The 23,107-nt window shown below is 70.7% G+C and carries 17 protein-coding genes and 4 tRNA genes; 6 read left to right on the top strand and 15 right to left on the bottom strand.

Going from position 1 to position 23,107, the window contains the following annotated elements:
* Positions 1-34: 34 nt before the first annotated feature.
* The 6 genes from rpmG to CA12_RS08610 all read right to left on the bottom strand — a co-directional run bounded on the left by rpmG (position 35) and on the right by CA12_RS08610 (position 2,372).
* Positions 35-190 carry a 50S ribosomal protein L33 gene (rpmG, locus tag CA12_RS08635; protein ID WP_145358566.1) on the bottom strand — a complete coding sequence of 52 codons (156 nt, stop codon included), beginning with the start codon at positions 188-190 and terminating at the stop codon, positions 35-37.
* A gap of 110 nt (positions 191-300) precedes the next feature.
* On the bottom strand, positions 301-1,497 hold the full coding sequence (gene tuf, locus CA12_RS08630) for an elongation factor Tu (protein WP_145358565.1): 1,197 nt from the start codon (positions 1,495-1,497) through the stop codon (positions 301-303).
* A 166-nt stretch (positions 1,498-1,663) separates the two neighbouring features.
* Positions 1,664-1,735 (bottom strand) — tRNA-Thr (locus CA12_RS08625).
* A 254-nt stretch (positions 1,736-1,989) separates the two neighbouring features.
* Positions 1,990-2,060 (bottom strand) — tRNA-Gly (locus tag CA12_RS08620).
* A 108-nt stretch (positions 2,061-2,168) separates the two neighbouring features.
* Positions 2,169-2,250, bottom strand: a tRNA-Tyr gene (locus CA12_RS08615).
* A 49-nt stretch (positions 2,251-2,299) separates the two neighbouring features.
* Positions 2,300-2,372, bottom strand: a tRNA-Thr gene (locus CA12_RS08610).
* Between the two features lie 199 nt (positions 2,373-2,571).
* Between CA12_RS08610 and CA12_RS08605 the strand changes: the two genes are divergently transcribed.
* A complete protein-coding gene (locus CA12_RS08605) occupies positions 2,572-3,510 on the top strand; it encodes a hypothetical protein (protein ID WP_145358564.1) in 939 nt (312 codons plus the stop codon).
* A 51-nt stretch (positions 3,511-3,561) separates the two neighbouring features.
* Here CA12_RS08605 and CA12_RS08600 read toward each other — a convergent pair whose 3' ends face one another.
* On the bottom strand, positions 3,562-5,250 hold the full coding sequence (locus CA12_RS08600) for a sigma-70 family RNA polymerase sigma factor (protein ID WP_145358563.1): 1,689 nt from the start codon (positions 5,248-5,250) through the stop codon (positions 3,562-3,564).
* Positions 5,251-5,722: 472 nt separating this feature from the next.
* Between CA12_RS08600 and CA12_RS08595 the strand changes: the two genes are divergently transcribed.
* Positions 5,723-6,157, top strand: coding sequence for a hypothetical protein (locus CA12_RS08595; RefSeq protein ID WP_145358562.1), 435 nt, complete (start codon positions 5,723-5,725; stop codon positions 6,155-6,157).
* Positions 6,158-6,271: 114 nt separating this feature from the next.
* Here the strand turns inward: CA12_RS08595 and CA12_RS08590 are convergent, their stop codons facing one another.
* Together CA12_RS08590 and CA12_RS08585 are read right to left on the bottom strand one after the other, a co-directional pair.
* Positions 6,272-8,611 (bottom strand): glycoside hydrolase family 2 protein, encoded by a 2,340-nt coding sequence (locus CA12_RS08590; RefSeq protein ID WP_145358561.1) that lies wholly within the window; start codon positions 8,609-8,611, stop codon positions 6,272-6,274.
* Between the two features lie 169 nt (positions 8,612-8,780).
* Positions 8,781-10,073: a S1C family serine protease gene (locus CA12_RS08585; protein ID WP_165700637.1), complete on the bottom strand. Its 1,293-nt coding sequence runs from the start codon at positions 10,071-10,073 to the stop codon at positions 8,781-8,783.
* A 357-nt stretch (positions 10,074-10,430) separates the two neighbouring features.
* On the opposite strand from CA12_RS08585, the gene CA12_RS08580 reads away from it, so the two are divergent.
* A complete protein-coding gene (locus CA12_RS08580; protein WP_165700636.1) occupies positions 10,431-11,606 on the top strand; it encodes an LptF/LptG family permease in 1,176 nt (391 codons plus the stop codon).
* A gap of 56 nt (positions 11,607-11,662) precedes the next feature.
* On the opposite strand, the gene CA12_RS08575 is transcribed toward CA12_RS08580, so the two are convergent.
* The 3 genes from CA12_RS08575 to CA12_RS08565 form a co-directional block, all read right to left on the bottom strand.
* On the bottom strand, positions 11,663-12,667 hold the full coding sequence (locus tag CA12_RS08575; protein WP_145358558.1) for a GNAT family N-acetyltransferase: 1,005 nt from the start codon (positions 12,665-12,667) through the stop codon (positions 11,663-11,665).
* Positions 12,668-12,756: 89 nt separating this feature from the next.
* Positions 12,757-13,728 carry a transketolase family protein gene (locus CA12_RS08570; protein ID WP_145358557.1) on the bottom strand — a complete coding sequence of 324 codons (972 nt, stop codon included), beginning with the start codon at positions 13,726-13,728 and terminating at the stop codon, positions 12,757-12,759.
* Between the two features lie 78 nt (positions 13,729-13,806).
* Positions 13,807-14,655 carry a transketolase gene (locus tag CA12_RS08565; RefSeq protein ID WP_145358556.1) on the bottom strand — a complete coding sequence of 283 codons (849 nt, stop codon included), beginning with the start codon at positions 14,653-14,655 and terminating at the stop codon, positions 13,807-13,809.
* Positions 14,656-14,870: 215 nt separating this feature from the next.
* Here CA12_RS08565 and CA12_RS08560 point away from each other — a divergent pair, with 215 nt between their 5' ends.
* Positions 14,871-15,281, top strand: coding sequence for a hypothetical protein (locus CA12_RS08560; RefSeq protein WP_145358555.1), 411 nt, complete (start codon positions 14,871-14,873; stop codon positions 15,279-15,281).
* A 178-nt stretch (positions 15,282-15,459) separates the two neighbouring features.
* Positions 15,460-17,892, top strand: coding sequence for an autotransporter outer membrane beta-barrel domain-containing protein (locus CA12_RS08555; protein WP_145358554.1), 2,433 nt, complete (start codon positions 15,460-15,462; stop codon positions 17,890-17,892).
* Between the two features lie 97 nt (positions 17,893-17,989).
* Here the strand turns inward: CA12_RS08555 and CA12_RS08550 are convergent, their stop codons facing one another.
* Both CA12_RS08550 and uppS read right to left on the bottom strand, forming a co-directional pair.
* Complete coding sequence (locus CA12_RS08550; protein WP_145358553.1) at positions 17,990-18,976, bottom strand: phosphatidate cytidylyltransferase; 987 nt, start codon at positions 18,974-18,976, stop codon at positions 17,990-17,992.
* Positions 18,976-19,797 (bottom strand): polyprenyl diphosphate synthase, encoded by an 822-nt coding sequence (gene uppS / locus CA12_RS08545; RefSeq protein WP_145358552.1) that lies wholly within the window; start codon positions 19,795-19,797, stop codon positions 18,976-18,978. Before uppS ends, CA12_RS08550 begins: the two co-directional genes overlap by 1 nt.
* Before the next feature lie 130 nt (positions 19,798-19,927).
* On the opposite strand from uppS, the gene CA12_RS08540 reads away from it, so the two are divergent.
* Positions 19,928-21,292 carry a glycosyltransferase 87 family protein gene (locus CA12_RS08540; RefSeq protein WP_165700635.1) on the top strand — a complete coding sequence of 455 codons (1,365 nt, stop codon included), beginning with the start codon at positions 19,928-19,930 and terminating at the stop codon, positions 21,290-21,292.
* A gap of 213 nt (positions 21,293-21,505) precedes the next feature.
* On the opposite strand, the gene CA12_RS08535 is transcribed toward CA12_RS08540, so the two are convergent.
* Positions 21,506-23,089, bottom strand: a complete 1,584-nt coding sequence (locus tag CA12_RS08535) for a serine/threonine-protein kinase (RefSeq protein WP_145358550.1) — start codon at positions 23,087-23,089, stop codon at positions 21,506-21,508.
* Positions 23,090-23,107: the final 18 nt, after the last annotated feature.

Below are 23,107 nucleotides of genomic sequence, written 5' to 3'. Positions count from 1 at the left end.
GATTAGCCGCCCTCTTGAAGAGGACGGCTAACGGCTACTTCTTGCGGTCTTCTTTGTGAATCGTGTGCTTGCGCAGCTTCGGACAGTACTTCAGCAGCTCAAGCCGGTCGGTGCCGCGCATCTCCTTGGAGACGCGGTAGTTCCGCTCGCCGGATTCGGTGCACTTCAGCCAGACGTATTCGCGGGCCATCGTCAGGGACGCCGTGTTGTTGGGGAGCGCCGGAAAGACGCGGGGGACGAAACGCAGGTTCGCCCGCCCCGCGAGGAATCGCGAAGCGGGCGGGGCACCTTGCAGAGAAACTACGCCACGATCTTGGTCACGATGCCGGAACCGACGGTCTTGCCACCCTCGCGAATGGCGAAGCGGGAGCCGTTGTGAATGGCGACCGGCTTCTCCATCTCGACTTCGAGGTTGACGTTGTCGCCGGGCATGCACATCTCGGCGCCGCCGAGCAGGTTCACGCCGCCGGTCACGTCGGTGGTCCGGAAGTAGAACTGGGGCTTGTAGCCGGAGAAGAACGGGGTCTTCCGGCCGCCTTCGTCCTTGCTGAGGACGTAGACCTCAGCCTCGAACTTGGTGTGCGGGTTGATGGTCTTCGGGGCGGCGAGGACCTGGCCGCGCTGGACGGCGTCCTTAGCGATGCCGCGGAGCAGCACGCCGACGTTGTCGCCGGCGATGCCCTGATCCATCGTCTTATTGAAGGCTTCCACGCCGGTGACGGTCGTGGTCTGGGTGTCCTTCAAACCGACGATCTCGACCTTCTCGCCGACCTTGACGACGCCGGACTCGATCCGGCCGGTGACGACCGTACCGCGGCCTTCGATCGAGAACACGTCCTCGATGGCCATCATGAACGGCTTGTCCATCTCACGGGCCGGCTCCTCGATGTAGCTGTCGAGGGCCTCGACCAGCTCGCCGATGCAGGCGTTGGCGCCGGCGTCGCCCGGGGTCTCCAGGGCGGCTTTGGCGTTGCCCTTGACCAGCGGGATGTCGTCGCCGGGGAAGTCGTACTTGTCCAGCAGCTCGCGGACTTCCATCTCGACCAAATCGAGCAGCTCCTCGTCGTCGACCAGGTCGACCTTGTTGAGGAAGACCACGATCTTCGGCACGTTGACCTGCTTGGCGAGCAGGATGTGCTCGCGGGTCTGCGGCATCGGACCGGCGTCGGCGGCGACGACGAGGATGGCCCCGTCCATCTGGGCCGCCCCGGTGATCATGTTCTTGACGTAGTCCGCGTGGCCCGGGCAGTCGATGTGGGCGTAGTGGCGCTCCGGGGACTCGTACTCCACGTGGGAGACGGCGATCGTCACCGTCTTGGAGGCGTCGCGGACGGTGCCGCCCTTGGTGATGTCAGCGTAGGGAATCGCCTTCGCGAGGCCCTTGGTCGCCTGCACGTTGACGATCGCAGCGGTCAGCGTCGACTTGCCGTGGTCAATGTGACCGATCGTGCCGACGTTTACGTGCGGCTTGGTGCGCTCGAAGTTGGCCTTGGCCATCGGTGTCTTCTTCCTGCCTGTCGCCGGACGCCGGCGGCCGTGCGGCCCGTGTCGCGCCGGGGGTGGGACTGTGGGGGTCGCGGTGGAAACGGTAACCCCGCCCGGCGTGCCCCAGCGGACCGATCCAGGGGATCGGTCGCAGCTGATCGGGTCCGCGAGTGGGGAGAGCTGCTGATGGGATTTGAACCCATGACCTCGTCCTTACCAAGGACGCGCTCTACCACTGAGCTACAGCAGCGTGGCTCTTGGGAAGCCGGCTCCCGGGGGAGCCGGTTCCGGCCGAACCGGCCGAACGATTCACGTCCGGGTGGACCGGGTGCGTCGTCGGGCGGGCATCATTGCGGGTCCGATCGATTCGGCAAAGCCCGGCGGGGGGAAAATCCCCGCGAACCCGTGGAATCGTCATTCCGCAGCCCGCTGCGACGCCGTCGGTCGCCCGTGGAGCAGGCGGGGCCGGCGTCAGAGCCGGACGGACGGCCCGCGTGCGGGCGAAGCGGGTGAAGGGAATCGAACCCTCATCACAAGCTTGGAAGGCTAGTGCTCTACCATTGAGCTACACCCGCAGCAGCGCGGCGGGAAATCTCAAGGACCAAGAACGCAAGAACCAAAGAAGGGGCCTGCGGAGCCCGTCCTTTGGTTCTTGCCGCTTGGGATTTGGTCATTCCCGCAAGTGGGAGCGGCAGGATTCGAACCTGCGAAGGCGTAGCCACCAGATTTACAGTCTGGCCCCTTTGACCACTCGGGTACGCTCCCCGTTCGTTTCACGCGCCGTCGGTCGCCGGATCGGGCGCCGCGGGCGAAGAGCTCGCGGCGGGACTCGAACCCGCAACCTTCGGTTTACAAAACCGATGCTCTGCCAGTTGAGCTACACGAGCGCGGTGAATGCCACGCTGCGCCTCACGCAACGGCCCGCCCCGTGACATCGGCAAGCCGACGCCGCAGGGGCGGGGCGAGAGTCTAGCAAGCGGACACGCCGCCGCAAGTGCGGGTTCGCCGGAACCCGTCGCCTCTCGCCGGGCGAACCCGCCGGCTTTATCTTGCGGCGCCCCAGCGCTTCGCCCCTCGACCTTGTTCATGCTCACGCATTGCGCCTGCCCGACCTGCGGCGCCGCCGTGTCGACCGGGACCGGCCGCTGGACGGTCTGCCCACACTGCCGCGAAGCCTTCGACGCGGCGATCGCCGCCCCCGCGGTCGTGTTCGAGGACGTGACGCCCGCGGATTCCGTCGTCTCTCTCAAGGCGATCGCTGAGCCGACCGACGACCCGAAGCCCCCAACGCTCCGAGAACCGCAGGCGCCTGCGGCACAGAGGGCCGCCGCCGCGCCGTCCGCCCGATCTCCGGGGACGTCCGGAGCGAAGCCCAAGCCGAAGGCGGCGTCACGCAGGTCGCGGCCCGCACCTGAGAACGCGAGCGACGCTCCTCCGCTCCGCCGTCCGCCTCGAAAGACGCCGGTTCGCAAGCGGAGGCCGGCGCCCTCATCCGACAGTTGGCTGACGGGCGAGGGCCTCTCCGACATCGCGTGGGAAGACGAAACCGCTCCGCCGCCGCCGCCGCCGCCGCGGGAGCCCAACCCGAAGAAGAAGCCGCGGCGGGCGAAACGCCGGAAGCGGCCGGCGTCGGACCGGGACCCGGCGGCGGACGTCGGCTTGGCGATCATGTCGCTCCTCACGCTGTTCATGGTCGGCCCGCCGTTGTTGACGATTTCGAACCTAATTGAGGCGGGCCGGGGGCCGACGCTGGTGGAGATCGTCCGGTGGATCCTGACCGCGCTGCTCATGATCGGGTTGTGGAGCGGTTCGCCCTTCGTCCGGATCGTCTGGTGCGTCCTGATGTGGTTCGTGGGGCTGATCCTCGTCGGCGTCACCCTGATCGCCCTCGGAGGTGACGACCCACGCACGCCCTTCCTGGTCGTGTCGACCGGGATCTTCCTCGCGGCCGTCTTCGTGCTGACGCTGATGGTCTATAACCCGTGGTTCAACGCATTTATGGAACGCCAACGCGGCGAGCGGTGACAAACGTCACCCCCCGCCGCGTTGTGATCTGCCGCTGACGGCTCGCAGCTCTTACCGGTCGTGCAGGCCCGGCACTTCCAGGTGGGCCCCCTCGGCGTGCTTCTTCAACTTTTTCAGGGCGCGGCCCTCGAGCTGCCGGATGCGCTCCTTCGTCACGCCGAAGCGGTTGCCGACCTGCTCCAGGGTCTGAGGTTCGCTGCCCTGCTCCAGCCCGTAGCGGTAGCGGAGGATGTCCCGCTCCCGGTCGTCCAGCTCCATCAGGATGTCGCCGATGACCTTCCGCTGCCGGGTGTTCGTGAGCTCATCCATGTAGGGGTTGGCCCGTTCCTCCTTGGAGAACTGGAAGACCTCCTCCTTGCCGGTGCGGAACCGGTCCAGCTGGCGGTGCTCCTGCGGGATGCTGCGGGCGAAGTTCTTCATGATCGCCCAGGTGGCGTACGTGCTGAACTTGTTGCCCTTGGTGTAGTCGAACTTCTCGACCGCCCGCATCAGGCTGACGTTGCCGTCGGAGACCATCTCGAAGAAGTTGGCCCCCGGCTTGATGTGACGTTTGGCGATGGAGACGACCAGCCGCAGGTTGCTGCGGGTGAGGAAGTTCTTGACGTCGATCGCCTCGCGGGTCCAGGCCTCGAGGTCGTCGAGCTGCTCCTCGGTGGGCGTGGCGTCGCCGATCTCTTCCCGCAGCGTGGCCGCCTTGAACTTCAGGTAGTTCATCTTGCGGAACCAGTACTGCTCGTCCTCGCGGGTCAGCAGCGGGTAGTTGTAGAGGCTCGCCAGATAGGGGGGCAGACCGCTGGGCACGCGGATGCGGCGGTGCGGTTTGTCCTTCACCGGCGGCTCGCAGAGGATCACCGCGTCCGCGTCCGGCGTATGGAACTCCGGGGAGTCCATGTAGGCCGGCGGGTCGCCCATCACCTCTTCGGCCCGCAGTTCATGCAAGGCCCGCTTGATGGTGGGCTTGGTGCGGCTGAACGACTTCGCCAGCCGGGCCAGCGTCCAACCGCGGCGGCGGCGGCGCAGGATCTCCTCCTTCTCGGCCCGGGTCAGATCGCCGGGGCGGACGCGGAACACCGGGCGATCCGGGTTCTTCCGTTCGAAGTCCCGCAGCAGGGTGCGGATCGAATCCGGGCTGCGACCGAACTCCTCGGAGAGCTGCTTGGCGATCTGCGGCGGGCTGAACCCGCTGCTGGCCAGACTGCGGGCCTTGCGGACAATTCGCCCGCGGTCCGCGTCGGACAGGGTCACGGTCTTGCGGCCCTGTTCGATCTCCTCGGCGTGGTCGCGGACGAACCGGTCCACGGTGCTCTGCAGGAAGCCCACCCGGCGGCGACCGTCCAGCTTCAGCTTGCGGCTGACCAGCCCGCGGTCGCGCCAGCGGTCGACCGTTTTGCCGGAGACGCCCAGCCGTTTCGCGATGTCGTCGACGGTCAGCACCGGTTCGCCCACCTCCTCCGCGGAGAGGCCCGCGGAGGTGGACAGATTCTCCGCGAACAGCCGCAGATCGCGGAGGGCTTCCTCGCCGGTCACGGTGTCTTCGCCGTCCGCCTCGGCGGCGGCCGGCGTGTCGTCGGTGGAGGCCTCCAACGAGCGGCGGAGATCGCGGGCGGCGTAGGCGGCGTCGGGGTCCAACCGACTCGACAATCGCTCGGCGCGTCGCACCCAGGCGAGTTGCACCTCGCGGGGGACGCCTTCGGCGACGTGGTCGGTCAGGGACTGCAATTCAGGGATGGAGTAGCTCATAGCGTCCGTTCGGCGGAAAGATAGGGGACCGCCGACCGGATAGGGCCGGGCGGGTCTGCGGGGGCGTCCTGGGCCGCCACGTTGGCGGGTGGCTTGCGATCGGTGCACGTTCGGCGCCGGAACCTCGCCCGCCGCGGGCCGGATCGCGGCCGTCGGCGGTGGGCAAGACAGGCGACCGAACGTTCGGTCGCGAAGAGACGTACGCCGACTTCCGACACAAAGTTTGACGGAAAGTTCGGAATCGGCCCCCGAAGACCAGAACCGCACGCAATAGGGGTTCATCACCGAGTTTCCGTCGAAAATTGGTCGCCGACCGTCCCCCATCCCCGCAGGGGGGCCTTGACTCCTCTGTCCCGACCTGCCGGACCGGCGGGCCCGGCGAGGCGGTCGCAGTGACCGCATTGGTCGTGTGCGATACAGTTCGCGGCGTGATTGCACACCGCATCGCCCTGTTTCCCCGCTGATCGTCCCGATGGCCGCCGACCGACCCGCCCCCGCCGCCGCCCCGGGCGCTCCGAACGTCGCCGCGGCCGATCCGGCCCCGTTCTACGCCCTCGGCGCCGGGGCGGCCTTGGTGGCGGTCGCCGTGGCGGGCTACCTCCTCAGCGAGGTGAAGAGCCCGACCGCCTTCATCCCCGGCGGGTTCGGCTTGGTCCTGATCGTGTGCGGCCTGATCGCCCGCACCGGCCTGAAGGCGTTGAAGATCGCGATGCACATCGCCGCGCTCGTGGGGCTGCTCGGCTTCCTGGCCGGGGCGGGGCGCCTGGGAATGGTGCTGGCGAAGGGCGGGGGCTCGACGCTGGGAATGGTCTCCCTGGCGGCGATGGCGGTGATCTGCGCCGTGTTCCTCGTCCTGTGCGTGAAGAGCTTCCGCGACGCCCGCAAACGCCGTGAAGCCGCCGTCTGACGACGCTCGGACCGCGCAACGCAAACCGCCGCGCCCGGGAACGGACCCGGCGGTCGTTCGTTCCGGCGCTGCAACGCGTTGCAGCGGCGTGCAGCGCGTTGCAGGGGGCCCGGGTCAGTCGTCGCCCGGTTCGACCAGCGGGCGGTGCAGTTCGGCGAGGTCTTCGGCGGGGATCTTGATCACCTTGCGGTCGTAGGTCATCAGGCCGTTGATCTCGCCCTCGACGTCGGTCGTTTGGGTGTAGACGCCGCCGGCGATGCCGCGGGCCTTCAGGTCGACCAGCCGCTTGGCGCTGCCGGCGTAGCGGCGACGGTACTCCGCCTCGTCCTCCGGCAGATCGCCGTAGGAAAAGATGCGGATGTTCGGGTCGTACTCATGCCCGCGGACCCGGAGGCCGTGGCCGCCGTACTCGCCGATCACCTTGGCGTAGCCGTCGAACCGGCCGTTGTCCTGACCGAAGCGGAAGTCCGGCTCCGGGTAGCTGTGGTAGTCGACCACGTCGCCGGAGGGCCACCAGTTCCCGCCGCTGGCGACGTTCACGATCCGCGAGGGGTCGCGGCGCTTCGTCCAGTCGCCGACCTCGACGGTGCGGTGCTGGCCCCAGGCCTCGTTGAAAGGCACCCAACTGACGATGCTGGGGTGACTCTCCAGCAGGGAAATCATCGCCTCCAGTTCCGCCATGTACTGGGCATGGGCGACGGCGGGCCAGTTCGCGTCCTTGGGGTTCGGCGCGAGCCGGGTCCAGGGCGGGTTCGGGAAGCCGCTGACCTGGTCCTGCCAGACCATGATCCCCAGCCGGTCGCAGTGGTAGTAGTACCGGCGGGGCTCCACCTTGATGTGCTTGCGGAGCATGTTGAACCCGGCCGACTTCAGCCATTCGATCTCCCACACCATCGCCTCGTCCGAGGGCGGTGTCAGCAGCCCGTCCGGCCACCACCCCTGATCCAGCGGGCCGAGGTGGAACACCGTCTCCCCGTTGAGCGTGAACCGTTGGTGCCCGTCCGGTCCGGCCGCCATGCCGACGTCGCGGATGCCGGCGTAGGAGTAGACCGTGTCCACCACATTGCCCTGACCGTCCATTAATTCGACCGTTAGGTCGTACAGGTGCGGGGAATCAGGCGTCCAAAGTTTGGCGTCAAGGATTTCCATCTCGACGCCGCCCACACGGCCGATATATCCGGCGACCCGCCGGTCCCCGTCGTGAGCCCTCACCCGTAGCAGCGGGTTCGTGAACTGAAGCGGGAATCGAACGTCCGCCGCGACGGTGATCGTGCCGGCCTCGGCGTCGGTCGAGATCGTAAGGTCTTCGATCGAGCGGACCGGCACGGTCTCGGTCCAGACGGTCCCCCAGATGCCGGAGACGCGGGTGTAGAAGATGGCGCTGGTCTGCAACGCCTGCTTGCCGCGGAGTTGGTAGTCGCCGGTGGCGTCCTCCACGCGGAGGACCAGTTCGTTCTCGCCCTCTTCGTTCAGGGCGTCGGTCACGTCGAAGGAGAACGGCAGGTTCCCGCCGACGTGCGTGCCCACGGACGTGCCGTTCACCCAGGCTTCGCAGCGGTAGTCGACCGCCTCGAAGTGCAGCAGCGTACGGCGGGCGGAGTGCACGCCGCCGCCGATGCCGCCGCTCTGATGGCTGGTGCGAGCCGGGGCCTCGAAGGTGCGGCGGTACCAGAGGGATTCCTGTGGGCTGAGCAGCCGTTGCACGCCGCTGAGCTTCGACTCCAGCGGGTACGGCACGAGGATCTCCCCGTCGTACTCCTCCGGCGGGGCGCCCGCCTTCAGCGGGGCGATCGCGTAGTCCCAGTGGCCGTTCAGGTTCGTCCACTGTTCCCGCCGCATCTGCGGGCGGGGGTATTCGGTCCAGGCGTTCTCGGGGGTGACCTCGGCGCCCCACTTCGTGATGAGTTCCGTTTTGAACGGCTCCGTGTTCGGGGCCGGGGCCGGCAGCTTCGGAACGGCGTCGGCGGAGACGAGATGCACGTCGATGAACTGCCCGCCGTTCGTCTGCCGGCAATGCACCGCCAGCACGTTCTCGCCGACCTTCAGCGCCCCGGCGGCCTTCTGCGACAGCGGGACGGTGAAGTACTCCGTGACGTAGCCGTCGAACTCCGCCACCTTTTCGCCGTTGAGGTAGATCTCCGCGTCCTCGTCATGGCTGAGGAGCAGCGCCGGTTTGGCGGGGAGCGCCTTCAGCTCGAAGGTCTTCCGCAGCCAGATCTCGTCGGTGGTCCAACGGGTGCCGACGCGGGCGCCGTCGGTGCCCGGCGTGCCGAACCCGCCGGGGCCTTCCTGCCACTCCGAGGCGTCGAACCCGGGCTTCTGCCAGCCGTCGGCGGGGCGGTCGAAGGCGTAGCGGGCGACGTCCACCAGCGGCGGGGCGTCGGCCGCGGCGAGGCTCGGGACCGAACAGGCGGCCGCGAGCAGGGCGGCGAGGGCGAACGTCAGACGGCGCATCGGACGGCGGGGAAGAGAACACGGGGCGTCGGTCGCGAACCCGCGGGCGTGGCGGGTCGTCGGAAGGGCGGCCGGACGTGAGCCCGCACGATAAACGCCCCGCCGACCGATTGCCGCCCCGCCGCCCGCACGCCGCCGCTTCCCTACAGCCGCACTACTGTGGGCCGCTCTACCGCCGTGACGTCGGTTCCGGGCGCCGCGGCGTCGGATCCGGGCGCTCGGCAAGGACGAGGGTCATCGGGACCTCGCGGCGTTCGCGGAGGACCGTCAACTGGACCTGCTCGCCGACCGGGGTGAGGCTGACCAAATTGATCAGGTGATCCAAATCCTGCACCTCGATCGTGCCGAACCGCAGCACCACGTCGTTGCGACGCAGGCCGGCGTCGGCGGCGGGGGTGCCCTGTTTGACGATCTGCACCCGGGCGCCGTACAGCCGGTCGAGGCCGACGGTGCCGATGGCGCGGCGGTCGAAGCCGCTGTCCAACTGCACGCCCAGGTAGGCCCGCCGCACCCGGCCGTGCGTCAGCAGTTCGTCGAAGACCCGGCGGACGAGGTTCGAGGGGATGGAGAAGCCGATGCCCTCGCTCCCCCCGCTGCTGGAGGCGATCGCGGTGTTGATGCCCACCAGCCGGCCGCGGAGGTCGATCAGCGGGCCGCCGCTGTTGCCGGGGTTGATGGCGGCGTCGGTCTGGAGGAAGTCCTGATTGATGAGGTCTTCAGTCCCGAGATCCAGCCGGCGGCGGCCCTTCGCGGAGACGATGCCCAGCGTGACGCTGCGGTCCAGCCCGAACGGCGAGCCGAGGGCCAGTACGAAGTGGCCGATTTCCAACGCGTCGCTGTTGCCGAAGTGGATCGCGGGCAGGTCGCGGTTGGCGATCTCCAACACGGCGAGGTCGGTGGCCTGATCCGTCCAGATCTTGGTGGGGCGGACGGTGTGGCCGTCCGCCAGCCGCAGGTCCACGTTGCCGGAGCCCGGGGCCTCGGCGCCGGCGACGACGTGGCGGTTGGTGACGACGAACAGCCGCCCGGTCTGCACGTCGGCCCAGCGGGGGTGCCGGATCAGCACGCCGCTGCCGGTCTCCTCGACCATCCCGCCGTCGTCGTCCCGGTAGACGCTTTCGATATGCACCACGCTGGGGGAGGCCAGCCGGCTGACGCGGGCGATCGCCTCGCCGCCCAGCAGCAGGGGGCGGTCCGGCGTCTCGTCCAGTTCGTCGCGGAGCAGCTTGGCCTGCTCCACGTTGAGGCTCTCCGCGTGGGCGACGTTCGCGGCGCCCAGGCCGAGCTCCGCGCCCCCCGGCCGACCGAGGTCGGCGAAGGTGACGCCGGCGGCGAACAGCCCGGCGCCGGCGAGGGCGCCGACGGCCCGGTCCGCCCAGGGCCGCCGGGCGCGGGGGGCGTCTGCACGGGTCGCGTCTGCAGGGGCCGGCGCCAGGGAGGGGGGAACAGCGGCGGACGGCATCGGCAGGCTCCGGCAGGCGGGGGCGACGAAGACCGGATTCCTCCGGCACTGATTCATTCTTCCCGTCGAAACGCCGCGTGCAATCTGTTCTTGTCCGAAGGACCCGCCCGGCCGCCCCCCGAACCGGCCCGACCGCCGGGCCGCGAACGACCGCCCGCCGTTCGCTGATCGGTCGCGGCGACCCAGCCGGGCGCAGTGATTCAGTCGGGCGCGGCGACCCAGCCAGTCCGTCCGCGCCAAGCCGCCGTTGACGGCGCCGGCCCGCGTACACTGGACTGTCCCGTCGTCCGCCGCGCCCCGTCCCGGGATTTCCGTCCCGGGAGTTCGCGGCCGCCCGTCCCGCCGCCCGCGTCCGCCGTGTTCACGACCTTCGACCGCTTTCTGGTTCGCCGGTTCCTGCACACCTTCACGGTGCTGTTCGTGACGTTCTACGGGCTGTACTGCGTGATCGACGCGTTCACCAACGCGGACGACTTCACCGAGGGCGACGTCGGTCTGTCGGAGGTCCTGACGCGGATGGCCTCCTATTACGTCTGGCAGAGCGCGCTGGTGTTCGACATGACCGGGCCGGCGCTGCTGGTGTTCACGGTCATGATTTCCCTGGCGTTGATGGTGAAGGCCGGGGAGTTGGCCCCGATGCTGGCCGCCGGCGTGCCGACCTACCGCCTCGCGTTGCCGCTGCTGATCGGCACCGGGGTGGTCACGGGGTTGGTGGTGGCGAATCAGGAACTGCTCCTGCCGGCGATCGCTTCGAAGCTGGGGGCGCCGCGGGGCGGGCCGGTGGACGGCGACAACCCGACCGTGCAGCCGGTGGAAGACTTCTCCAGCGGCGTGTGCGTGTTCAGCGGGCAACTGGACCTGGCGAACCGCTGGATCAAGCAGGCGGAAATCACTCTGCCGGTGCCGGGGGTGGTCTCCGAACTGACGATCCTCACCGCCGACCGGGCCGTCTATCACCCGGACGCGACGCTGCCCGGCTACGACGAACCCGTCGCCGGCTGGGCCCTGACGGACGTGAACGTGAAGTACGAGAACCTCCCGCTGGCGCCCACGCCGCCCGGCAAGGTGCCGATCGTGCTGCCGATTAACCGCCGCAACCCCGCCACCGGCGAGGCCGGGGCGACCAGCGAACTGTTCGTCCGCACCGACATCGACTTCGATCAGATCCACGACGAAGCCCAGGCCGCCCAGGTGTGCGGCACGCCGGAGCTGGTCCGCCGCATCCGCAATCCCGCCTACAGCGGGAACGTGCGGCACAGCTTCACGGTGAAGCTGCACGAACGCTTCCGCCAGCCGCTGCTCAATCTGCTCGCCACGCTGTTGGCCGTCCCGCTGGTGATCCGCCGTGAGGCCCGCAGCTTGGTGGTCTCGCTGGCGATCTGCGTCGTGGTGATGGGCTGCCTGATGGGGCTGATGCAGGGCGGGCAGTTGGCCGGCTCGGTCGGCCTGCTCCCGCCCGACTTCGCCGCCTGGCTGCCCGTGATCGTCGCCGGCACCCTGGCGACCGCCCTGGCCGGCAAAGTGCTGACCTGACCGGCACTCCGTCGTTCGTTCTGCCCCCCTCTCCCCCAAAAGGGGGCGAGGGGAGATCAATCCTCGGCCAACTCGAACCGTGTGCCTTGGTCGATTGGGGAGAAGCCGATGCGGGAGAGCAGGGCGAGAGCGGCGGCGTCGGCGGCGTCGGCGTGGATCTCCAGCAGGTCCACGGCTTCCTCCCGCAGGCGGCGGGTGGTCTCCAGAATCAGGGCGTGCAGGTGCGGTTGCCCGCCGCCGGGGCCGGTCGCCAGATCCCGCAGGCCGACGGCCCGACGATCCCAGGCGGGGCCGTACAGGTCCAGCCCCACCAGCGTGACGCCCGCGGTCGCGGGGCCGGGGGAGGCGTCCCGGCCGCGGGCGGCGAGTTCGAACCGCAGCGTGTCCAACCGGCCGAAGCGGGTCGCCCACCAGCGGTTCGATTCCAGCGGCGGAGCGGTCCGCAGGGCGGCGTGGCGGCGGGCGGCGAGCACCTGAAAGCCCGCCCGCTCCCGCAGGTCGGTCGGGCGTTGCAGGATCACGGTGCGGCCCCGCTCCCGGAATCCGCAGGCCGTCGCAAACGGCCGGGCGGCCGGGTCGCTGTCGAGGAACCCGGCCGGGGCGCTCCCGCCGTACAGCCCGACCAGAAAGGGCGACTCCGCCGGCCCGCCCCCGGCGAGGATCCGGCTCGCCCCGCGCTGCCGCAGCGACTCGACGGCCGCCGCCATCAACCGGCGCCCCACGCCCCGGCCGCGGGCGTCCGGGTGGACCAGCACGGCGTCGACGGCTCCGACGCACTCCTCCGTCCCCGGCCGCTGCGGCAGGAGCCCGGACAGCGCGAACCCCACCGTCCGCCCGTGCCGACGGGGAACGTTCCCGCCCGGATCGGCGTCCGCCCCGTCGGCCGTTTCCACGGCGACGATCAGCCCGCGGGGGTCGAAGTGCTGCTGGGCGAGGACCAGATGATCGAACACGTCGATCGTGAGCCCCTGCACGGCGCCGCGACCCAGACCGGCGGCGTTCCACAGGCGGACCAGCGCCGGGGGATCACCGTTGCGGAAGCGGCGGAGGGTGAGGGGCACGACGGGAGCCGGCGGAACCTATGCGGCGTGAGGGTCACAGCGGGGCGGACCGGGTGGGCGATCCGCCCTTGAAAGCCGCGGCGGGCCGCTCAGCCGCGGAGGGAGCGGACGGCGTCGGCGACCTTCTCCGAGGTCAGGCCGTACTTCTCGAGCAGGCCGGCGGGGTCGCCGCTCTCCCCGTAGGTGTCGCCGATGTTCACGAACGCCATGCGCGTCGGGATCGTGGCGGAGAGGAACTGGGCCACGCGGGAGCCGAGCCCGCCCTGGGCGAGGTGCTCCTCGGCGACGACGATCCCGCCGGTTTCGGAGGCGGCGTCGGTCAGGGCCTGCTCGTCCAGCGGGCTGACGGTGTGCATGTCGACGACGCGGCAGTCGATGCCCTCTTTGGCGAGCACGTCGGCGGCGTCGAGGGCCATGGAGACCATCATGCCGTTGGCGACGATCGTGTAGTCGCCGCCTTCCCGCAGGCGGATCGACTTGCCGATCTCGAACTCGGCGCCCTCTTCGTAGATCACCGGGGCCTTGGGCCGGCCGAGCCGCAGGTAGACGGGGCCCTTGTGCTCCAGCATCGCCTTGGTGGCGGCGCGGGTCTGCTGGCCGTCGGAGGTGACGATCACGGTCACGCCCGGCAGGCTGCAGGCCAGGCCGACGTCTTCGACGCCCATCTGGGAGGCGCCGTCTTCGCCGATGGAGATGCCGGCGTGGGTGCCGACCAACTTGACGTTCTGCTTCGGATAGGCGACGGCCATCCGAATCTGGTCGAAGGCGTTGTTCAGCAGGAAGCAGGCGAAGGAGGCGGTGACGGCCGTCTTGCCCATCGACGCCAACCCGCCGGCGACGCCGACCATGTTCGCCTCGGCGATGCCGACGTTGTAGGCCCGATCCGGGTACTTCAGGGCGAACCACTCGGTGCGGGTGGAGTTGCCCACGTCGCCGTCGACCACGACGACTTCGGGGAAGTCGGCACCCAGGGCTTCGAGGGCGCGGCCGAAGGCGTCGCGGGTGGCGTCGCCCATCGGGCGGGTGGTGGAAACGGAGCGGTCGTCGGTCGCGGAGGCCATCGGAAGCGTGCGGGAGAAAGCTGTGCGGGGAGGGGGAGGGATAACGCAGAGGCCCCGCGGGGCCTCTGCGTTACGGCGTCACGCCTTCGAGAGATATTCGAGGGCTTCCTTCGCCTTGTCCGCGGACAGCGGCTGGCCGTGCATGTTGGTGTCGCCCCACTTCTCCATCAGGGGCAGGATGCCGGCGCCCTTCTTGGTGTGGGAGACGATGCAGGTCGGCTTGCCGGTCTCGGCCTTGGCCTTCTTCAAGGCGTCCATCACCTCGTTCATGTCGTTGCCCTGGATCTCCAGGGTGTGCCAGCCGAAGGCCTCGCACTTCTTGGCCAACGGGCCCATGTCCAGCACCGCGTCGGTGGCGCCGGTCTGCTGGTAGCCGTTGACGTCGATGATCCCGATCAGGTTGCCGCACTTGTACTTGTCCGCGGCGGCCATCGCCTCCCAGACCTGACCCTCGTCGATCTCGCCGTCGCCCATCAGCACGTAGACGTGGCCGTCGGTCTTGTCGGCCTTCATGCCCAGGGCCATGCCCAGGCCGATGGAGAGCCCCTGCCCCAGCGAGCCGGTGCTGGCTTCCATCCCCGGCAGCTTGGCGGCGTTGGGGTGGCCCTCGAAGGGGCTGCCCAACTTGCGGAGCGTCATGATCTGCTCCTCGGTGAAGTAGCCGCGCTCGCACAGGGCGGCGTACAGCACCGGGACGGCGTGCCCCTTCGAGAGGATGAAGCGGTCCCGGCCGGGGTCGCGGGGGCTCTTGGGATCGAGCTTCAGGAAGCCGCCGAAGTGCAGGGCGGTGACGACCTCCGTGGCGCTCAGGCTGCTGGAGGGGTGCCCGCTGCCGGCCTCGGTGGTGATCTTGATGATCAGTTCCCGGATCCGCTTGGCCTTGGCCTTCAGGCCGTCGGAATCGAGGGAGACGGCTTCGAGGGCCACGGGCGCAGACTCGGTTCGGGACAACGGAAAACGATCGGCGAGCGACGTCGACCGGGCGAGGAGGTCGCCGGGACGGAGCGTTCGCCGGGGCGAGAAGACGGGGCGACCCCCGAGGGGGCGGGGCGGCCCCGCGGTCGGGTATGCTAGAAGCGCCCCGCCGGCCCCGCAACGCACCGCCCCCCGGACCGCCCCCTCCCCCCGGACCGCCCCGCGCCGTGAGCTTCTCCGACGACGACCTGTCCGCCTACCTGCGGGAGCAGTTGCCGGTCGGCCGCAGTTCGGAGATCGAACAGGCCCTGCGGGACGACCGGAGTTCTGACGGACAGGGCCTCCGCCGCCGGCTGGCCGCGGTCGCCGCCGGGGCGGAGGAGGGTCGCAGCGTGGGGGCGATCTGGCGGGAGGCCCGGCTGAGCTGCCCGACCCGCGACGAACTCGGCGCCCTGTTGCTGGGCGCCCTGGACCCGGAGGTCGAACGCTACGCCCTGTTCCACATCCGCGAAGTCGGCTGCCGCGTGTGCGCCGCGAACCTGGCGGACCTGGAGGAGGCGGCGTCGAGGAGCCCGGAGATCGCCCAGCGCCGCAAGCGGGTGTTCCAGACCTCCGCGGGACATCTGAAAACGGAGTGACGCACGAGCGAGTGCGGTCCGCGGGCCGCCCGCTGCGCGGCTCCGCGTCGCTGGTCTCGTCCTGTCAAAACGATCCGGTTGTCGGGATTATGGCGGCTCTGCGCGGCGGGACGGATTGGCGCGAGGCGGGGGTCGATAGGGATCGCCGGGCCCCCGTTCAGCACGTCAAGGACGACGCATGCGTTTTCTCTTCGCCGCCTCCCGCCGCTTCGACGTTGGCCCGACGGCGTTCGGCCGTCGGCGGGCGGGCGGCCCGGCCGGGATCGCTTGCGCCGCCCTGGCGCTCGCGGCGCCCGCGGCGCCGGGGCAGGAGACGCACTCCGCGTTAACGATCTCTGCCGGGAAGACGGTCACGGACGCCTACGCCGTGACCGGGGGTAACCCGCTGGGCCTGGACCTGCTGGTCACCGGCCCGAGCCGCACCGCCGCCCCCACGACCTTCGCGGAGGCGCTCGGCACCACCGTCAGCGGCGGCGTTTTCGAGATCGAGGCCGGCGCGAGTGCCGCCCTCGCCGGCGTCTCCCAGACCAGCGGGACGACCGTGTTCAACGGGTCTGCCGAGACCGCTTTCAGCTACACCGACGGGGCCGCCGGACCGACGGTCACCACGCTGGCGGACTACGCCCTTTCCGGGGGAGCCCTCGACGTGAACGCGGGCGGCTCGCTGAAGGTCGGCACGTTCGCGATCTCCGGCCTCGGGCAGGCAGACGTGTTCGGGACGCTCGACGCCGAGACAGTCACCCATCATGCCTCCTCGACCTTCAACGTCGGTACGTCACAGAATCGCACGGGCGCCGTGAGGGCGAATACGGTCACGGCGTCAAAAAACGTCTTTATCTACGGCTCGCTGGAGGCCGCGACCTACGTCCAAACCGGCGGGACCACGGGCGTCGCCGGGACGCTGGACGCGGACGTGTACCAGCAATCCGGCGGTTCGCTGACCGTGGCGAACGGGGGGAGCGCGACGATCGGCGAATTGCTTGTGTCCGGCGGAACCGTCTGGGTGCTCGGAGGCGGAAACGCCCTCCGCGTCACCGACCGACTGCACATGGACGGGAGGCTCGACCTCGACGCCGGGGCGGCGTTCACCCTGGATCCGGGCGCCGTGCTGAGCGGCTCCGGCACGTTCGACACTGCCACACCCTGGCTGCTGGGAACCGTCGCCCCCGGCAACAGCCCCGGCACGATGACCTTCCTCGCCGGCGTCACGACGAACGCCGCCACCCGGCTGGAAATCGAACTCGTCCCCACGACCGCCCCCGTCGCCGGCACGGACAACGACCTCGTCGCCGTCACCGGGACCGCCACGATCGACGGCGGGACCGTCGTCGCCCAGCGGTGGGGCGCGGGGACCTTCGTCGGCGGCACGGAATACACGTTCCTCACCGCCGACAACCTGGTCGTCAATCAGGCGTTCAACGTCGTCAGCGACGTCGTCGGTGTGGGCTTCGACTCCGCCTTCACCTCCGGAGCCAGCGGGGACTACCGGCTGATCGTCACCTCCGCCGTCACCCCGGCGGCGGTCGCGGAGCTGGGCGGTTCGGTCAACCAGCGCGCCGTCGGCGCCGCATTGAACGGTCTCGGCTCGGGCCCGCTGATCGCCGCCTTCAACGGCGCCCCGAACGAAGCGGCCCAGCGGAACCTGCTGTCGGACCTCTCCGGGGAGTTGTACGGCTCCTATCTCACCAGCCAGGCGAACGACGCGCTGCGGTTCTTCGACCTCGTCTCCGCCCAGGCGTTCGGCCCCCCGTGGAGCTGCGCGAACTGCGGCACGGCGCACGTCGGCCTGACCGGCTGGATGGCCGGCTACGGCGCCGGCGGTCGGGTCAACGGCGACGGCAACGCCCGCGGCGTCGAAACCGGGTTGGGCGGCACGGCGCTGGGGCTAAACCGCTGCTTCGACGAGACGTTCTCCGCCGGTCTGTTCTACGGCTACGAAAACAGCACGACCCGCGTGCCCGGCGCCGACAGCTCCCTCACCGCGGACGTGCACCGCGTCGGCCTCTGGACACGGACGGACCTCGGCGCCCTCTACTTCCGCACCCAGAACCAAGTCGCCTTCGGCGACGCGGAGAGCCGCCGCGGCTTCGACGCCGGTCTCGACCCGGTCGCCGGCCAGTTCGATAGCCGCACCAGCGCCACCGAACTGGAAGCCGGCCGGCGGCTGGGCGATCGGTCGGCCTACTTCGTCCCGGCGTTGGGCCTGCGGTACGTCACGGCCCGGCTGGACGACTTCACGGAGAGCGGCGGCCCGGCGGCGTTGGCGGTGGAGACGTCGACCCTCTCCGCACTGCGGGCGCGGCTGGGGTTCCACTCCGGCGCCGCCCTGCCGACCAGGCTGCCGGCGACCGCCACGCTCTCGGCCTTCTACGAACGCGACCTGAACGCGTCCTCCGTCGGCGACGTGGACGCCGCTTTCGCCAACCCCGCGGGAACCGTCAGCCCCGCCTTCACCGCTCGCGGCACGGACTTCGGCCGGGACCGGCTGATCCTCGGCCCCGGCGTGGTGCTCGGCGACGGACCGGTGACGGTCGTCACCGACTATCGGGCCGGCCTGACCGAAAGCAGCGTCGAACACGCCGGCGGGGTGCGGCTGGAAGTCTGCTACTGAATCAGGATTCGCCGACCGCTTGCGGTTTCGCGGGGCCGAGAAAAGCGGTCGTCACCCGCGAAACCGCAAGCGAGTGGCGTCCCCGGTGCGATCGCTCCTAAGCCGGCGGCCAGAGGCTCCACAGCAGCACGGCGACGGGGCCGGCGAGCAGCAGGGAATCGAGCACGTCCAATACGCCGCCCATCCCCGGCAGCAGCGCGCCGGCGTCCTTCACGCCGGCGTCTCGCTTCAGCACGCTTTCCACCAGATCGCCGAACAGCCCGGCCAGCCCCACCGCGGCCCCGAAGACCGCCGCCCGCAGGAAGTCCAGCTCGCCCCGGCCAAAGGATTCCCCGGCGAGCCACAGCCATAAGGTCGTGCCCACGGCCGCCCAGAACAGCGCCCCCACGGCGCCGGCCCAGGTCTTGCCGGGGGAGACCCGCGGGATCAGCTTGCGTTTGCCCAGCAGACGCCCGGTGAAGTAGGCGCCGGTGTCCCCGCACTTCGCCGCCGCGATCAGGCTGCCGATCGCCAGGTAGCCCGCCGATCCGTCCCCGTCCGGTCCCCCGACCCAGCGGAGTTGAGCGGTCACGGCCAGCAGGCCGCCGACGTACAGCAGGCCGAAGGCCTCCGCGGCGAGGCCCTCCGCGTGGCCGCCGGGGCGGTCGAACCGCAGCACCCGGCGGACGGCGGCCAGGATCAGCCCCGCAGCGACGCCGATGGTCACCCCGCCCAGCCCGGTCAGGGCGTTCGTCGGCGACAGCGTCGCTGGCAGGGTCGGGTCGTCGGCGTGGACGAACCAGTGCGGCGCCCAGGCCCCCAGCAGGGCGAACGTCACCCCCAGCCCCGCCGCCAACAGCGACGGCCGGGCGGCCTTCGGGTCAGCCCAGTAGTCGGCCGGGGTGTCCTCCTCGTCGCCCGGCTCCGGCGCCGGGGGGGCGGCGGGCGGGGGGAACAGGCGGACCAGTTCCGCGGTCGCCGTCCAGCCGATCGCCAACAGGGCGACGAACAGCGCCGGCGCCGTCGGCCCGGACCGGTGGTCCAGCCAGCAGAGCCCCAGGAACCCCGGGATCAGAATCGCCGCGGAGAGCAGTCGTCCCGGCATCAGGTTTCCGCCGCGGCCGGGGGAGCGGGCGGGTCGTTCAGGCCGCCGAAGCGGCGGTCGCGGGCGGCGAAGCTCCGCAGGGCGGCGTGCAGATCCTCCGGGCCGAAGTCCGGCCAGGGCTTGTCGCTGATGGACAGCTCCGCGTAGCTGATCTGCCAGAGGAGAAAGTTGCTCACCCGGTATTCGCCGGCGGTCCGCAGGACGAGGTCCGGGTCCGGCCAGCCGGCGGTGTCGAGGCGGGCGGCGAGGGCGTCTTCGGTCACGTCCTCCGGCCGGAGCCCGCCGGCGGCGACTTCGTCCGCAATTTTGCGGGCGGCCCGCGTGATCTCGTCCCGGCTGCCGTAGTCCAGCGCCAGACAGAGCCGCATCCCGCGGTTGGGCTTCGCCAGTTCGATGGTGCGGTCGACCTCCGCCATCACGTCGGCGGGCAGACCGTCTCTGCGTCCGATCGTTTCGAACCGCAGGTCGTGCCGCTGGACGTTGGGGCGCTGCTCGACGGCGTACCGCTTCAGCAGGGCCATGAGGAACTCGAACTCCGCCGCCGGCCGTTTCCAGTTCTCCCGGCTGAAGCAGTACAGGGTGAGCTGCTCGATCCCGAGCCTGGCGCATTCCTCGACGATGCGATCGGCGGTCTGAGCCCCGGCGGCGTGGCCCTCGTGCCGGGGCCGACCGCGTTCGACGGCCCAGCGGCCGTTGCCGTCCATGATCGCCGCCACATGCACCGGCAACCGCTCCCGCCGCAGGCCGAGCCGGGCGAGGTCGGCGTCGCTGTACGGTTCGACGGCGCGAGGTTCGGCGGTGCGCGGGGCGTGGGCGGACATGCGACCCGAAGTGTGCCCGCCGGAGCGAACCGCGGCAAACCGGCGGCCCGAGCGGGATGGGCCGTCGCTTGCGGTTTCGCGGGCGCCTGACTGTTCTCCGACCCCGCGAAACCGCCAGCGACGTCCCCCCGTGTCCATCGACCGCCCCACGCTTCTCAAGGTCGCCCTGGGCCTCTTCGCCTGCGGGCTGCTGGGCGTCGTGATCGCCGCCGTCCGCGATAAGCCGGGCGAACTGCCCGTCTACATGCGGGCCGCCGAGAACCTGTGGGCCGAACAGTCGATCTACGACTCGGCCGACGACCCGGCGTTCAGCTATCCGCCGGCGTTCGCGCTGGTCACGCTCCCGCTGGTTCCTCTCAACGAATACGCCCGCCGGGCGGCGTGGTGGGGGCTGAACCTGGCGCTGCTGGGCGGCGTGCTGCTCGCCGTGCGGGCGGCCGTCCGGCCGGCCCTATCTGGCGACGGGAACGGGGGGGGCGAGGGGGACGAAGAAGACCGACGAACCCGCCGTCGGCTGTGGGTCTGCGGCGGGCTGACGGCCGTGTTGGGGGGGCGGTTCGCGCTCTCGCCGCTGGCGTATCAGTCGCACGACCTCATTTTGTTGGCCCTGATGACGACGGCGGCCGTCTGCTGGACGCGGCGGCGGAACAGCCGGGCGGGCGTGGCGGCGGGGCTGGCGGCGGCGCTCAAGGCGACGCCGCTGCTGGCGGCAGCGTTCTTCCTGCTCCGACGGCGCTGGTCGGCGCTGCTGGCGATGGCGCTGACGATCGCCGCCGCGACCTTCGCCCCGGACGCCCTCTCCTCCAACCCGGACCGCGGTCCGTGGGTGAAAACGTGGGCGGAACGCTTCGTGGCGCCGGTGACGCCCGGGGGGGCGCCGGACGTGGAGCACGCCTGGGAGCGCTGGAACCCGCTGAACCAGAGCCTCGCCGGCACGATCGCCCGGCTGACCTCCGACCCCTCCGCCGAGCGGCTGGAGCGCGGCGGGGCCGTCGTCACCCTGCGACGCCTGCCGGTGGAGACGAGCCGGCGAATCACCCTCGCCGCCGGCGCCGCCGTGCTGCTCTGGCTGGCCTGGTGCACGTGGCTCCCGCGGGAGCAGGACCGCCCCGCCGACCCGTTCGAGGACGACGCCGCCCCGCCCGGCGGCCTCACCCCGGGGCTGCGGTGCCTGGCGGAACTGGCCCTGACGCTGGGCGGCATGCTGCTGCTCTCCCCGATGAGCAGCACCCAGCACTTCGTCTTCCTGCTGCCCGGCGCCGCCGTGATCGCCGCCCGGCTGGTCCTGCATCCCCGAGACCTGTGGAACGACCTCGCCGCGGTGCTGCTGTTCGCCCTCGGCACGCTGCCGGCGAAGGACTTGATCGGCGACGAGGCGGCCGAGGTCGTCCGCAGCGCCGGCGGTCACACGGCCTGCACCCTGATCGTGCTGTGGGCCTGCGGGCGGTTGTTGTGGACGGACCGGCGGGCGCGGGCGATCTCCCCGCTCCCGTGACGGATGGGTGTCGGGGGTGAGGGGTGCCGCCGGGCAGAGCACGTTATCCCAAGGGCGTCGCGTTCTGCGTGAGCCCGAAGCGCAAGCGAGGCTCGGAGCCGTCCTACCTCGCTTGCGCTTCGGGCTCACAGCACAGGGTCCGCCCGCGGCAGTCGTCGCCCCCTCACCCCCGGCCGCTTTCCCCCAAAAGGGGCCGAGGGGAGGACGCCGGGCTCAGTGCACGTCGGCGCCGGTGAGGAGCAGTTCGACGGCGTCGGCCCGGGCGGCGACCTCGAACACGCTGTGGCGGATTTCCTCCGGGTCCACCGTGGCCCGCGGATAGCTGTTCCGCATCACGAAGAACGGCACGCCGATCTCGTCCGCCGTGGGACGGTGGCCGGCGGTCGGGTCGAGTTCCTGCACGCTGAGACTGCCGTGGGCCATCTGGGCGTTCAGCCGCAGGGCGTCCTCGAAGTAGGCCGGGTTCGCCGGACAGCAGACCGACGAGATGTGCAACAGGCGTTCGGCGGCGGCGTGGTCGCTGGGCTCCACCGTCACCGCCTGCGTGCGGCCGCCGGGCAGGTCGATGCAGATGCGGTAGGTCTCCCCGCAGCGCATCCAACGGATTTCCGGGTGCTCCGCCAAGGCGGTTTTCAGCAGCGTGCCGACGTCCCGCAGCTCCCCGCCGATGGTGTTCAGCAACAGGTTCGCCGCGACGGCGTCGCTGGGCCGGTTGACGGGGCTCTTGTCGAGCAGCAGCGCCAGACAGGAGCCCATCTCCAGGGTGACTTCCGGGTTCAGCTCCCGGGCGTTGGGCAGCGGGGCGTGCTGCACGTTGTGCCGCAGTTCGGCGACCGTCGCCCCGGTGAACGGCAACCGTCCGGTGAGCATCAGGAAGTAGGTCACCCCCAGCGCCCAGACGTCCGCGGCCGGGGCGGCGGGCTCCCCGGCGAAGGTCTCCGGAGCCATGAAGTGCGGCGTGCCGGCCAGCACGTGCCCGCCGGCGCCCACCGGCCGGCCGCGTTCGTCCCGCACCCGCTTGGCGAGGCCGAAGTCCGCCACTTTCGGCACCCCGGACAGCGTGACCAGCACGTTGTCCGGCTTGAGGTCCCGGTGCACGATCCCGCGGCGGTGCGCGTGGCCGAGGCCCTCGGCGATCTTCGCCGCCAGGCTCGTCGCCCAGGCCGGCGGCAGCATGCCCTCCTCCCGCAGCAACCGGGCCAGCGTTCGGCCGGGGACGAACTCCATCTCGAGGAAGTGGAACCCGCGGTCCTGCCCGATGGCGTGCGTCACCACCAGGTTCGGATGGGAGAGCCCGGCGGACGCCCGGCCCTCCTGCTGGAACCGCTCCACGAAGTCGACGTCCCGCGTACCGACCCGCGGGTGGAGCACCTTCAACGCGCAGCGCCGCAGCAGATCGCGATGCCGGGCGAGGTAGACCCGGCCCATCCCGCCGCGGCCGAGCAGGTGCTCGAAGCGATAGACGTGCAGTTCTTCGCCGAGGCGCCCGTCGAAGTCGCCGTCCGCGTGGGACGCCTCCGACGGGGCGGCCGCGTGGAGGAACGGACCGGGCGAGCCGGCGACGGGCGCCTCGGGCACGGTGGAGCCGAAGCCGCCCGTCGTGATCTCGCTGACCGGCGGGGCGATCAGCGTCTCGGACAGATCCAGCGTCTCGCCGAAGGACCGCGGGGCTGCGTTCGCCCCGACGGAGGCCCCGCAGGTGGGGCAGACCGGCTCGGCGTCTGCGACGGTGAACTGTTGGTTGCAGCCCGGGCAGTGATGAAACGGCGGCGGTTGTGCGTCGGCGGCGGACGACATCGCGCGGCGGGGGCGGGG

It is taken from the genome of Alienimonas californiensis, from assembly GCF_007743815.1.
Taxonomy (GTDB): domain Bacteria; phylum Planctomycetota; class Planctomycetia; order Planctomycetales; family Planctomycetaceae; genus Alienimonas; species Alienimonas californiensis.
This window is presented reverse-complemented; position numbering and strand designations above follow the sequence as displayed.